The 12732-nt window shown below is 63.4% G+C and carries 11 protein-coding genes; 4 read left to right on the plus strand and 7 right to left on the minus strand.

Annotation, left to right across the window (positions count from 1 at the left end):
- Nucleotides 1-539 precede the first annotated feature (539 nt).
- Nucleotides 540-779, minus strand: coding sequence for a hypothetical protein (locus tag ACIBG0_RS16220; RefSeq protein ID WP_397033140.1), 240 nt, complete (start codon nt 777-779; stop codon nt 540-542).
- Between the two features lie 357 nt (nt 780-1136).
- Here ACIBG0_RS16220 and ACIBG0_RS16225 point away from each other — a divergent pair, with 357 nt between their 5' ends.
- A complete protein-coding gene (locus ACIBG0_RS16225) occupies nt 1137-1910 on the plus strand; it encodes a hypothetical protein (RefSeq protein WP_397033141.1) in 774 nt (257 codons plus the stop codon).
- A 154-nt stretch (nt 1911-2064) separates the two neighbouring features.
- Here ACIBG0_RS16225 and ACIBG0_RS16230 read toward each other — a convergent pair whose 3' ends face one another.
- The 5 genes from ACIBG0_RS16230 to ACIBG0_RS16250 all read right to left on the minus strand — a co-directional run bounded on the left by ACIBG0_RS16230 (nt 2065) and on the right by ACIBG0_RS16250 (nt 9573).
- Nucleotides 2065-2631, minus strand: a complete 567-nt coding sequence (locus tag ACIBG0_RS16230) for a nuclear transport factor 2 family protein (protein ID WP_397033143.1) — start codon at nt 2629-2631, stop codon at nt 2065-2067.
- A gap of 665 nt (nt 2632-3296) precedes the next feature.
- Complete coding sequence (locus ACIBG0_RS16235; protein ID WP_397033144.1) at nt 3297-6605, minus strand: protein kinase; 3309 nt, start codon at nt 6603-6605, stop codon at nt 3297-3299.
- A gap of 144 nt (nt 6606-6749) precedes the next feature.
- Nucleotides 6750-7766 (minus strand): dihydrodipicolinate reductase, encoded by a 1017-nt coding sequence (locus ACIBG0_RS16240; RefSeq protein WP_397033146.1) that lies wholly within the window; start codon nt 7764-7766, stop codon nt 6750-6752.
- Nucleotides 7767-7874: 108 nt separating this feature from the next.
- Nucleotides 7875-8165: a hypothetical protein gene (locus tag ACIBG0_RS16245; protein ID WP_397033148.1), complete on the minus strand. Its 291-nt coding sequence runs from the start codon at nt 8163-8165 to the stop codon at nt 7875-7877.
- A 784-nt stretch (nt 8166-8949) separates the two neighbouring features.
- A complete protein-coding gene (locus ACIBG0_RS16250; RefSeq protein WP_397033150.1) occupies nt 8950-9573 on the minus strand; it encodes a TetR/AcrR family transcriptional regulator in 624 nt (207 codons plus the stop codon).
- 50 nt (nt 9574-9623) lie between these two features.
- Here ACIBG0_RS16250 and ACIBG0_RS16255 point away from each other — a divergent pair, with 50 nt between their 5' ends.
- A complete protein-coding gene (locus tag ACIBG0_RS16255; RefSeq protein WP_397033152.1) occupies nt 9624-9845 on the plus strand; it encodes a hypothetical protein in 222 nt (73 codons plus the stop codon).
- A 239-nt stretch (nt 9846-10084) separates the two neighbouring features.
- On the opposite strand, the gene ACIBG0_RS16260 is transcribed toward ACIBG0_RS16255, so the two are convergent.
- Nucleotides 10085-10735 (minus strand): MspA family porin, encoded by a 651-nt coding sequence (locus ACIBG0_RS16260; protein ID WP_397033154.1) that lies wholly within the window; start codon nt 10733-10735, stop codon nt 10085-10087.
- Nucleotides 10736-11281: 546 nt separating this feature from the next.
- Between ACIBG0_RS16260 and ACIBG0_RS16265 the strand changes: the two genes are divergently transcribed.
- A complete protein-coding gene (locus ACIBG0_RS16265) occupies nt 11282-11779 on the plus strand; it encodes a nitroreductase family deazaflavin-dependent oxidoreductase (protein ID WP_397033156.1) in 498 nt (165 codons plus the stop codon).
- Nucleotides 11780-11971: 192 nt separating this feature from the next.
- A complete protein-coding gene (locus ACIBG0_RS16270) occupies nt 11972-12601 on the plus strand; it encodes a TetR/AcrR family transcriptional regulator (protein WP_397033158.1) in 630 nt (209 codons plus the stop codon).
- Nucleotides 12602-12732 lie beyond the last annotated feature (131 nt).

Here is a 12732-nt window from a genome sequence, read left to right on the forward strand (position 1 = left end):
CGGGGACGTGGTAGCCCCTCCTCGAGTGTCATCGGGGTCAGGTGCTTTGAACTTCGAGTCGGCCACCGGATGTGTAGCGCCTGCAGTATTCGCGCCGGTCCCTTCGCCCGGACTGCTGCCGGTAATTTCTTCGGCGCTCGTCCGGCGGCCTTCGTAAGGCGGTACGGCCGGTTCCGCGCCTCCCGGAGGGCGGGCCCCGCTCGTGGCGATCCGATCTTCGGCCGGGTTGTGGTCGCGTGCCGAGGTGACTTCTTCTTGCTCCAATGTGCCAGACGGGCGATCTGCCGATCCGCCGCCCGGCGTATCCGATCCAGTATCTCGCGAGCCCTTGGCCCCTCGTTCCGATTGGGGTTCTTCAGGCAGATGTTCGCTAGCCATAGCTGCATCGTCTCCTCGAATAGAGCGCTGCATTATATACTCTGCACTTCAAGCGTGATGCCCGATTGAACCGCAGTCAAGCCATCATGATGACGACGCGGCAGACGTTCACAGATCGTGTTGATACACCCAGGTCGCAGTTCACCCATCTCGCCTTCTAGTCACATTCTTTCGAATTCATCCGCAGGGGCGTTCGCCGGCGTTGAAACCTGCTCCGGCGGGTCCGGCCACCGGTATTCGGTTCTGTCGAACTTGCCATTGTCAGATGTGATCTCTTCCTTGCCGACCCGAACCTCCTCGAGTGTGGGCGTTTCGGCTCGAAACCGCATGCGCGATGGCGCCTTTCGGTGACGCAACACAATCGCGTCACGCAATGCCGAGACCGCCAGCGCCGAGGTCATGCGCGAGCAGTCTTCAGAGATGTCGCATTCATTCCCGATCCGCTTCAGCGGCCCGTGGCCCTCGTAGACCCCAGTTACCAAGTAGCGGTCCGCCTCGAGCTCAACCGCTCGGGTGCCGATCCACCAAGGAGCACGAAATCTGCTCGGCCCCAGGAGGAATACCGTCTTGACCCTCGAATGACACGCCATTAAGGTTCTATCGATTATTCGGCGCAGAATATCGAATAGTCGATAGATTCACAGGTCCGCTTTGGTGGCGCTGGCGTACACGCGGAGTGCGCCACATAGAGAGGTACGTAGTTGTCCCTGATAGGTAGGTGCTTCGGCCTGTGGGCAAGGGCTTGGATCGCTGTCGCGATGCTTATGGTCCTCGCGCTGGTGGTCCAGGTTCATGCCGTGGCGGTACGCCATATGTCCGAGGTGACGGCGGGGACTATTTGCCCGGATGACGAGCTCGCCGCCGCGCCGGAGTGGGCACCGTCGAGTGGCGAGGTCGATGCCGCCTACGATCGGCATCCCTTCGTCGGCAACGGCTATCTCGGGTTGCGGGTGCCTCCGCGTGGTATGGGCTACGCCGGGACGGACCAATTGAGTGGTTGGCCGCTGTACACGCCATGCTTCGACGGCGCGTTCGTTGCCGGACTGTACGGTCACGCACCGACAGTCGCCGCGGACCGCGAGGTGGCGGCGGCCATTCCGAACTGGTCGGGCCTCACCGTCGGTGTCGGCGACGAGAAATACTCCGGCGCAACACCGTCGGCGCAGATCACGAATCTCGCGCAGACGGTGCACCAGCGGTGCGGGATGCTACGCGCCTCCCTCACCTGGACCACACGGGACGGCAAGACCACCGATCTGGTGTACGAGGTGCTCACCGATCGCATCGATCAGCATGTCGGGGCGGTGCGGCTGGCGATGGTGCCGCACTGGTCCGGTCAGGTCACCGTCAGCGATGTGCTCGACGGTGCCGGGGCGCGGCGAATGACGCAGATCGACGGTGGTGCGCGCGGCGAGGACGGTATCGGCGTCGGCTTCCGAACCGATGGCACCGCGGTCACCGGTGAGGTCGCTTGGGTGTTACGGATTCACATCACTGGTTTGCGATACCGAATTCAGGCAGCCGGTAGTTGATACGCCTTCGAATTACCGTAGCAGTTCGAGCAGGAATTCAATTGATCTTTTTGGTAAAGACCTCGAGAACGCGTCGCGAAGTCCGATCCGGTCATCGGGTCGCCTCGACCAGAAAGGCGGGAGCCCACATACGTGGACTCCCGCCTTGCCTCGATTACCAGGGGCCGATGATATCCTTGACTTTCTGTATTATCTCCTCGATTGGAACGTCTGCCTGGATTATCGTGCCGTCGTCAGGGTTGATCAGATCCAGGCGGGTGCGGGTGAGTTTGGAGTATTTGATGACCCACTTGCCGTTGCTGTTTACATAGCGATCGTGGTAGTTGCCATAGCCGTGCACCCCGAGTGTTCCGCCCCAGATGAGTATGTCCTCCAACCTCCAGTCGCCTTCGGCAGTCGTCGCGGACGTCACCTGGATCGCGGGATCGAAGCCCTGATGGTGCGTTTTGGCGGCACCGAGCGTGAGCTCGAGGAAGGCGATGAACGGGTCCCGGCCGACAAGGATGGGGCCACCGCTGCCCGTGGTGTCCACCACGATGTCCGGAGCGAGGAGTTCGCGCAGCGCGTCCCATTTTTTCGCATCGATATCAGCGAAGTAGCTGGTCTTGAGCTGCTTGATCGCTTCGATGTCGGCAGTCGCATCGGTCGCCGAAAAGACGCCGAGGAAAGCGGGCGGCGTTGGCTCGGCGTTGGCGACCGAGATGCCGACGGCACCGAGCATTGTGGCCGCACTCAGCGCGACAGCGGTGCGCAGTACACATCGTTCGCCCGGCCCGGGAAAGAACCGACGATGGATTTCTACAGACATATCTCTTCTCCTCTTCGAGTGGATAATTTGGTCATTTGCGGATGATCGGGAGGACCGAGCAGCTCAGCCGCTTCGGTCCGCGCGGAATCCGATTGGTGATGTCTTTTGAATCCGGAAGCATTTCCTCCACTCGGCGTGCGGCACCCGCGGTTCATTTCGTGCATTGCTGCATTTCTGCGCCGAAGAAGCCCGAGGAGATTTACCCCGAGTAATAGCTGGTGTATATGATTGATGCCGCACGTTGGGAACATTTTTAGCACCGAGAAAGGAAAAGTTGAAGGAACAAAACTTCTGCGGAACAGGGAATTTACATCTGCACCGGGAGAGCGGGACGGCGCGCTTTCATCCCGCTCACCGGGAAGCGGATTTGACAGAGCAGACTACGAGATCCCAACCGACGCAGTGGTAAACCAACGGCAGTACCAGATGCTGCCGACCGGCCCTATGTCGATCGGGCAAATACGAGAGGCTATCAATGCGCCGGTTACTAAATATGCAGCATACGATTCCGGTTAAAACCTTCAGCCATCGGCAATTTCCGTTTACCGAGATGCGTATCGGAACTTTTCGAACCTCGTTCAGCGCATCGGGTCGAAACCACCGTTGGATCCACCGCCCCCCTTTTGCTGGGACTCGTCGATCACCCAGGCTGCGATCTGGGTGCGGGAGGTGAAGCCGAGTTTGGTCAGGATGTGTTCGACATGGTGTTGTGCGGTGCGTTGGGAAAGAACGAGTTTCGCGGCGATCTGTTTGTTGGTGAGTCCTTGCGCGACGAGGTGCGCGACCTCCAGTTCGCGCTTGGTCAATGACATGCCCGAATCGTGTGGGCTGGTACTCGCCGGTTCCCCCAGGGCGTAGGCCACTGCGGCGTCCATCCCCATCGCTTGTCCGCGCCGGAAGGCGACGTCGAATCTGCGGTCACCGAGTGCGCGGCGCACGATGTCCTCGCATTCATCGTGATAGTGGGATAGCTCCGTGAAAAAGGTGGTGACACCTGGGGCGGAGCGCAGCAGGTGTTCGGCGGCGCCCATCAGGGTGGCCGCCCGTTCACCATGGCCGTCGGCGCCGGTCCAGGCCAGTCCCTCGATGGCCAGCGCCGCGACGACAGGGCTGCGCACGCGCCGGTTGGCTCGTAGCGATTCCAGCAGTAACTCTTGTGCGCGGGACCGTTCGCTTCGCTGCCACACGGCGATGGCGATGCCCCACAGTGTGGTGGATCGAAACAGCGATTCGCCGCACGCTTGGGTGATGGAAAGTATCTGCTCGTGATACTCGATCGCACGTTCGGTATCTCCCCGAAGTGCGTGTGCCCAACCGAGGTCGGACAACGTGGAGATATAGAGATGTCCTCGAGGAGTGGATTCGAATACCGCGAGGGTTGGTTCGAGTGCGGATACCGCCCGATCGAGTTCACCGCGGAACAGTGCCAGGGCTCCCTCGGCGGATGCGGCCAGCGCTTTGGTGATGGGTGCGGAGTCCTGTTGGGCGAGGACGCGTGCCTGCTCGACGAGGGTGGCCGCGTATTCCAGATTTCCCTGCACCGCAGCCATATACGTGCTCGTATGCAGTGCTTTGACGCGATCGGGTATCGAGTGCGCGGCCGGGTGGGCCAGCAGTCGGTCCAGCCAGCGTCGGCCTTCACCGAATCGCCCTCGGAAGCTCCAGAACACGAATAGCGCGGCAGCGGTGCGCAACCCGGCCTCGGCCGAGTCCGCGGTCGCGTCCGACACGCAGAACTCGAGGGCTTCCCGCAGATTCGGCTGTTCGCGGTCGAGGCGAGCTAGCCAGTCGAGTTGGCGGTCGCTGATCCACCCGGCCTCGGCATCCAACGCCAACCGCAGGTACCAGTCACGGTGTCGTCGGCGCAGATCCTGGTTTTCGCCGGTCTCCTGTAGCTTCTTCCACCCGTAGTCGCGCATCGTCTCGAGCATTCGGAAGCGAACGACGCCTTCGGGTTCCTCCCGGTTCACGATCGACTTGTCAACCAGAGAGGATAATGCGTCGAGCAGAGTCTCCGGTGCCAACTCGGCACCACATACGTATTCGGCGGCGTCGAGTTCGAAGCCCCCGGCGAATACCGTCAGCCGAGCCCACAACCGCTGCTCGACCGGTGTGCACAGTTGGTAGCTCCAGTCGATGCACTCTCGTAGCGTCTGTTGCCGGGTCGGCGCGGTGCGACTACTGCGGGTAAGCAGCGCGTATCGATCGGTGAGCCGCTGCAGGATCTGATGCGGCGACATGGCGCGCATCCGTGCCGCGGCGAGTTCGATCGCCAGCGGCAACCCGTCCAGCCAGGAACATATACCCGCTACCGCCGTCTTATTGTCGTCGGAGAGTTCGAAACCCGGCACTACCGCAGCGGCGCGGTCGGCGAACAATGTCACGGCGTCGTATTTGGGCAGCCCGCGCAGCGCCGGTTCACTATCGGGGCCCGGAACGGTGAGCGGCAATACCCGCAGTACCGCTTCGCCGGCGATGTCGAGCGGCTCGCGGCTGGTGACGAGAATCCGCTGGTTCGGACAAGCCATCAACAATGTCTCGACCAGCTCCGCCGCAGCCGCCAACACTTGCTCACAGTTGTCCAGAACGAGCAGGGCTTCCTGGGACTGCAGGAACTGGACCAGCACTTCCCGCGTCGATCGAATCGAATCGTCGCGTATGCCAAGCGAAGCCGCCACGACGTCGATCAGCAGCGACGGGTCGCGCACATCGGCCAGTTCGACAACCCGGACGCCATCGGTGAAATCGCGTCGAGCGTTCGCCGCCGCGCGCAGCGCCAGCCGGGTCTTGCCAACGCCACCGATCCCGGCCAGCGTCACGAGCCGGTAGGTGGCCAACAGCTTCTTCACCTCGGCCGTCTCGGCGCGGCGGTCCACGAAACTGGTCAGCTCCAGCGGCAACTCGCCGACGCTACCGCGACCTGTAGCCGTCACCGGCGGGCCCCATTCCCGCATCGCCGAGGTGTAGTCCCGCGGCTCTGGGGCTGGGTTTGCTTGCAGCGCCATCTCACCGACCTGGTATCCGTGGTGGCGCTGAACCTGCCGGATCGCCCCACCCATCTCAGCCGCTGAGGGCCGCTGCCGCGGATCCCGGCTCATCGCCGATTCCACCACCGCCGACAAGTCGTCGGGAATGCCACGCTCGCGCAGGTCCGGCACTGACTCACTGGTGATCCGCACGAACTGGGCCACTACTTGCTCACCGCGGCGGCGTTCGAAGGCGGCATGTCCGGTCAGCGCGCAGAACAGGGTCGCACCGAGCCCGTAGACATCAGCGGCCGACGTCGGGTCGTCGCCACCGAGTACCTCGGGCGCGGTGAACGCCGGCGACGCGGTCAAGATCCCTGTCGCCGTCTCGAACCCGCCCGCGACGCGCGCGATACCGAAATCTGTCAACGCGGGTTCGCCGTAATCGGTGAGCAGAATATTTCCCGGCTTCACATCGCGATGTACGATGCCGAGCCGATGGGCGCTCTCGAGCGCACCAGCGATCTTCACCCCGATCCACAACGCGGTCTGCACCGCCAAGGGGCCCTGCCGACGGATCCACGCATCCAACGAATCCAATGGGTAATACGGCATTACCAAATAGGGACGCCCGCTCGCGGTGACACCTACCTCGAGCACAGTGACGATATTCGGATGTCCGGTCAGCCGCCCCATCGCCCGCTGCTCACGAAAGAACCTTGCCTGGTTGTCCTCGTCGAGCTCGGCGGTCAGCACCTTCACCGCTACCGTGCGGTCCAGGGCCACCTGCCTGCAGCGATAGACCTCGCCGAAACCACCGCGCCCGACCTCTTCGGCGTCCTCGAACCCGGACGCGCTCAAATCGGCCGCGACGGATGTCACCGCATCGCGGCGGGTCCGGAGTGGATCACCGTCTGTCATCAGCGGCGGGTAACCCACTCGGCGGGTACGCGAATACCGAGCGCCATGCACTCACCTTTCGACAATGCCCAGCGTATCGCCAGCAAAGGTGAACAGTCCGCACGTCCGCATCACAACGATCGAATTAGGTTCCTCGGAACGCACTCACCACAGTGCCGCGGCAATCGGGGGCAGATCCTGAGCGGTGCGGATGCCCGGTGGTGCGGCGCATAGGTAGGGGATGGTGTTGACGGCGCGGTTGGCCGCGTAGGTCGGCGAGGCCGCATTCGCCTGGGGCGACGCATCTCCGGGCCGCAGGTCGACCTGGAGGGGCGCATCGCCCGCGACCGAGATACGCCATCCGGTCGGGCGCAGTGACCAGTCGGAGTCGGTGTCGGTGCTGCAATAGCGGGTCGAGCGGAACTGCAGCAGCGGCTGGCCGCGGCGCGTGCCTGAGACGGTGATCCGTTGTGCGACAACGGTTCCCTTACGGAAGACGGCGGCGCCGACCTGGACATCTCGATTCGCGGTGGCGAGTTCGCCGTGGACGTCGATCGCGTCGAGTGGCGGGCCGAATGCGTCGGCGGCCAGGCGCAGGGACGGGCCGATTGCGCGGCTGGCCTGCAGTAGCAGGTGGGGCTCGAATGCCGCTTGGCTTATGCCGAAGCCCATACCGAGCAGCGTCCATGGGGTCTCGGAGTGGGTGAGGTCGGTGTATTCGTCGATCATCATGCGGTCCAGGCGTCGTTGGGTCGAGCCGAGTGCAATGGACATAGTTTCGGTGATGAAGCCGGGACTGTGGCCGGTGCTGTGGATCGAGGTTCCGCCGGACCAGCATGCCGCCTCCACGCGTGCATACAAGGCTTCATCCACGCTGGCCGGATGATGGAAGATGCCATGGGTAGTCACGATATTCGTGCCCGTGGCCAACACTCGGCAGACGGTGTCGATGTCGAAGATACGCGGGGTGTAGAGCACGCAATCGGCACCCAACTCGATGATTTCGTCGATATCGCCGGTGGCGATGATCCCGGTCTGTGTCGGCACTTGGCACAGCCGGCCCGCGTCGGTGCCGACCTTTTCCTGGGTGTGGGTATAGACCCCGACGAGCGTGAGGGTCGGATGCTCGATGAGGGCGCGCAGAGCAGGTCGACCAACATTCCCGGTGGCCCACTGGACCACCCGGTATCGTCGCGCCGTTCGCTCGATTTTGTTGTGCGGCAAGGGATTCGTCCCGTCTCGGTGGCTGGACAAGGGGGCGTGCGGCCGACGTCCCGATCGGCCAGGCCTTCACATACCGAAGAGCTTCTGTTCCCCGGCGAGATCGATCAGGAAGTTCGACCGCGTATGTGCCAATCCCCAGCCATGGTCGATGCGGGCACGACGGCGGGGCAATGCCTCCTGCCGTGCGCCCGGCTCCGTCGCCGTCGAGACTGATCTACTTGCAGGCGAGTCGATTTCGTGGGAATCGTCTGCCAGCGTCTCCTGCCGATGCGGCTCGTAACTGCGGAAATAACGCGGCTCGTGTGACTCGATCGCATTGATCGCCTGCAATGTTTGCGGATCCACCGCTGTTCCCACTCGCCTTCCTGAATTGATCGTCGGGCTATCGCGTCCTGCGGCGCCAGAATGAAGGAGAAGCGGACGCCTTGTTGTTATCGAATATTCGATAGTATTTATCTAATAGTTGATAGAACCTTAGTGCTGGCGGCGAAAAGGCGTCAAGCTTGCGGCCGAATGACCTGGAACTCCATGCCGCTGCCATCGGTTCCACTGCAGAAGACCGCAGGCGCGTCGGTGAGCGAATTCGACTATGCGCAGTGATTCTCGAATCCGCTGGTGCGACTGGAGAAGGCCCCTGTACGACACACATGCGGGATGTAATTGGCAGCGGGGCAGTATGATTCGCGTTAACGGTGGCATGAGCTAGCACCCGGCCATCGCCGCGACTCGGGAGCCCACGGTCACGTCGGAGGATTCGCCCCCGAGGGCTCTGGCGAAATGTTGGCGGTCAGGTCTTTGCCCATGGTCGAGGTTCGGCTCGAGGCATTCACGAGTGCGCCTGTCTGTGCGGCGCGGAATTGCTGGGAGATCCCTACTTTCGCTGCGGCGAGGTCGAAGCCGTGGAAGGCGCCGTCGATCGCAAGTTGTGCGCAGGCGCCTATGTCAGGCGGTTGGCGTAGGTGATGTTCTCGTCATAGAACAGGTCCAGCGCGCCGGTGCCGATCCAGGCTGGTGGCAATCCGGACCGCTCCTCCGATCGTGTGGGTGCGGCGAGCGCGCTGAGGCCGGTGTCGTATCGGAGCGCATCGATCGGCGATCGGTTCAGTTCTGGGCTGTTGGCGCGTGAGCGAGACGGTAGGAATCAAGGCCGTTCTTGTTGGTACTCCGGTTGGAGATTGCGCACTGCCGGCGCGACCCAAGTGGTGAGGTACGCGCGGAGTTCGGCACCGCGGCGGGGAGGTCGTCCGGGGTCGAGGACGAAGGACTGGACGATGCGAAGCATGTGTTCGACAAGCTCATCGAGACGGACGCTGTCGATGCCCGCCTGTTCCCAGTCGACGGCAAAGCGCTCGAGGATGGAACGACCGAAAGCGAACGCGGTATCGGAGGTGACGCCTGCGGAGAAGGTGCCGGAGCGGGCAGGGGTGAGCAACAGGCCGAGGTAACGGTCCCCCGGGAGGCATTCGAGGGTGTAGGCGATGCCTTCGACCACAGCGTCGGCCGGATCGGGGATCCGGCCGAGGTGGGCGGCGAGAATGTCGAGGAACTGTCCCGATTCGGCCAAGGCGGTGGCGACGAGAAGGGCTTCGGCGTTGGCGAAGTACCGGTAGACAGTCTGGCGGGTGACGCCGAGGTCGCGCGCGATCTCGGCCATGGTGAATTCCCCGCCGGAGCGTTGTATGGCAGTGCGGGCGGCGGCAAGGATGCGCGCGATGGCCTCGGTGTCATCGGCCGGGGCGGTTCCCGACCATCCGTGCGTACGCATCGACTCTCCTTTGCTCGGACGGTTGCCCTCGGGCGACCCTATCGAGCACTGTGGCCAACACCTCCACGCACGACACCTTTGGTCGCCACCATCGCATGGGCTTTCCGTTCAACTGGATCAGCAATCTCGATACCGACCCGGGTGGCACCAGGGATCCTCTGATGAACATGGGCGTCAGCCAACACGACCACATGCTCATCAGCGGCAACGAGATCGGCGTCCAGCACATGATCAAGACCTTCGCCGCCGAACTCGGCGTCGCCCTGGACTGAACGGCCCGAAATTGACCCACTGAAAAGCGCCGCCGCGCTGAGCCCGATCGCGCGGCCGGAGCGGCGACTTCGAAAGCGAAGAGCGGGAACACAAACGGATGCGGCGGATGCTGGTGCCCGCATTCTCCGCGTCCCGCATGCGTGCCCTCGGCGACCGCATCGCCGAACCGACCGACCGCTGCCTCGATGACATGCAAGCACCGCCGCACAGCGGCCGCAATCGCCCAACGACTCGGGCGCTAGCCGAGGCTGAAAGGCTTCCCCCACAACGTGATCCACGAAGAGACAGTGTCGCTCCTGACTTCGACACTGACGAAGGCGCGAGCTTGGGCGTATCCACCGCAACCGCTCAGACCGAGCGTTTCGTCGGTCCACGTGACCGAGCCACTGGTGCCCGAGAAGCGGTTGTACATTTTGTGGGACTCGTTTCCGAAGGCGTCGGCCTTTTCCCGATCGATAAGGTAGAACGACTTCGCTTGCCCAGGTCCGAGGGTCAGGTTGGCGCCGGAGGTCGCGCTGACGTCCGGCGTCACCTCTTGGCCGTCACTCCGGAGCCGACCTCCGACACCACCATTGGCGCCGCCGCCAGCGATGTCGACCTGGCATCCCACGGTATAGCCCGGAAAGACAATGCCCCCCGCACTACTTCCCGAGCCGGACAGGTCGACTTGCGCACTGCCGGACACCCAGGCGTTGCGGTGTGCCGGGGTCGAGCCCATCGAGGGGTTGATCTCTGCCGACTCGCCGACCAGCCGGACCGTGACGACGGTGCCGTCGGACAGAGTCTTGGTGATTTCGCCGCCTGGAAGTGCAATAACGGTGTCCGCACCGGCAATTGCAGCGAAGCAGAGGGTAAGGGCGGCAGCAGCACCGGTACCACGGAAGAACATCGAACTCCTCGCGCAACAGCATTTTGCATGTAACTGCAATTTGTCTCCTCGGCGAGGTTAGCACACCAAGCATTAGGTTCTGGATACCGTCGGTGCCCGAGCGGCCCCGACCGCACCGAGCACTGCGCTCACGCAGTTCGGCCCGCCATGGGTGCGATGCCGACGTTGCTCAACAGCCGGGTAACGCCGGAGCAGACCAGCGCGGCCAACAGCATCAACCGGACGCTTCGTTCGGTCGGCCGGGTCGATCGGCACCGCCGTCGCCACCGCGGTCCTCGCGGCCAACACGATGACCGGCGCCCACTGCCCACCATCGGTGGCTACGCCACATCATTCGCCGTCTCCGGCGGCATCTGCGTCCTCGCCATCACCGCCGCTCTGATCGTTCCCCACCGGCAACGAGCGGAGCCACGAACGCAGCGCGAGAGCTGCCGGGACCAACACCCGTACCAGTCGACGCCCGCCCGTCACAGTGACCAGTCGGGCAATTCCTTCCCTGCACACGATGGTTGACCATACATACATGCATAAATGTATGGTCTATTCATGACAGCCACACCGCCACCACGCCCGAAACAACTCGACTCGCCCGTGCTGCCCAAGATCTTCAAATACCTTGGCAAAACCCAAGTTTGGGTCTACAAACACACCGGCGGACGCATCGGCGGAAAGTGGCGGGTCGGTGCCGGGTTCCGCAAACCCGTGCCGACGCTGCTGCTCGAACATCGTGGACGCAAATCCGGGACCACCTACACGACACCCCTGCTCTATATCACCGATGGCGACGATACGGTCATCGTCGCATCGCAGGGCGGGCTGCCCAAACATCCGCAGTGGTACCACAATCTGCGCGCCGACCCCGAGGCCCACATCCAGATCGGCCGCAACAGGTACGCGGTACACGCCAGCACGGCAGACGCACAGCAACGTGCGCGACTCTGGCCACTGCTGGTCGACGCTTACGTCGACTTCGACACCTACCAAGCATGGACCGAACGCGAAATTCCGGTCGTCATCCTGCGGCCCAGCACCACCGGCGACTGATCGTCCGGCACGACAGCGAGCGAAGCACGGAGCCAGGTCCTCAATTTCCCCATCCACACGCTCGCGCAGCCAACTACTGTAACCGAAGGCCATATGCCCGCGGGGGCTGCGATCGATATCGAGGGTGTCGGCGTCCTCGAGGAAGGCCGTTAACACAACTTACATGTGACTGCATGTTGCTACGATGGCTCGATGGACAACGACACCGCGCCCCGGGTACGCGCCGACGCGGCACGCAACGCCGAGCGCATCGTGCGGATGGCGCGCGCGGTCTTCGCCGAGTCCGGCCCGGATGCGCCGCTAGAGGAAATCGCCCGCCGCGCCGACGTGCGGATCCGGACGCTCTACAACCATTTCCCCAGCAAGTCGGACCTGGTACGGGCAGCCATCGACCAGAGCATCACCGAAGAGCTCGCTCCCGCCACCGAACGGGCACTCGCCGAAGACGATCCGCTAGCCGGCCTCCTCAGCGTGATGGAAGCCGCGATGAGCCTGGTCGCACGCGAGTTCAACACCGTGGCAGCCGCGCGCAACGCCGGCATCCTGGATGCGGCGGCCTACACCCCGTTCCTCGATTCGCTGGTCCTACTCGCCCGGCGCGCACAGGACGAAGGCACGCTGCGCGCCGACCTCGTGCCCGACGACCTGCCCAGAATCATGGCCATGCTGACCAATACGCTATGGACCATGGACCCCGGCAGCGACGGCTGGCGGCGTTACCTCACCCTCCTGTTCGAAGGCCTGGCATCCACCGGCGGGAACCCCCTGCCTCCACCGGCACCCCTTCGCACGGGAGGCCGCGCCGCGAACTGCGCGGGCTGATTCCCCACTTAATCCGGTTGATTCCCACTAAAGCGTCATGTTTTTCGTGTCGTTGGTCGAGTGCTCCGAGGAGCCCGGAGCTCGACCTCCACTCAACTGCACCCCGCCGCGAGGGCCCGGTGTCCCCACGA

Origin of the sequence: Nocardia sp. NPDC050630 (genome assembly GCF_044457245.1) — a bacterium.
In the GTDB taxonomy this organism is placed as follows: Bacteria; Actinomycetota; Actinomycetes; order Mycobacteriales; family Mycobacteriaceae; genus Nocardia.

Bases quoted from the DNA above. Each gene is read 5' to 3' on its own strand.
- ACIBG0_RS16220 (WP_397033140.1), bottom strand. From the start codon at position 779: ATGACCTCGGCGCTGGCGGTCTCGGCATTGCGTGACGCGATTGTGTTG.
- ACIBG0_RS16225 (WP_397033141.1), top strand. From the start codon at position 1,137: ATGCTTATGGTCCTCGCGCTGGTGGTCCAGGTTCATGCCGTGGCGGTA.
- ACIBG0_RS16230 (WP_397033143.1), bottom strand. From the start codon at position 2,631: ATGCTCGGTGCCGTCGGCATCTCGGTCGCCAACGCCGAGCCAACGCCG.
- ACIBG0_RS16235 (WP_397033144.1), bottom strand. From the start codon at position 6,605: ATGACAGACGGTGATCCACTCCGGACCCGCCGCGATGCGGTGACATCC.
- ACIBG0_RS16250 (WP_397033150.1), bottom strand. From the start codon at position 9,573: ATGCGTACGCACGGATGGTCGGGAACCGCCCCGGCCGATGACACCGAG.
- ACIBG0_RS16260 (WP_397033154.1), bottom strand. From the start codon at position 10,735: ATGTTCTTCCGTGGTACCGGTGCTGCTGCCGCCCTTACCCTCTGCTTC.
- ACIBG0_RS16265 (WP_397033156.1), top strand. From the start codon at position 11,282: ATGACAGCCACACCGCCACCACGCCCGAAACAACTCGACTCGCCCGTG.
- ACIBG0_RS16270 (WP_397033158.1), top strand. From the start codon at position 11,972: ATGGACAACGACACCGCGCCCCGGGTACGCGCCGACGCGGCACGCAAC.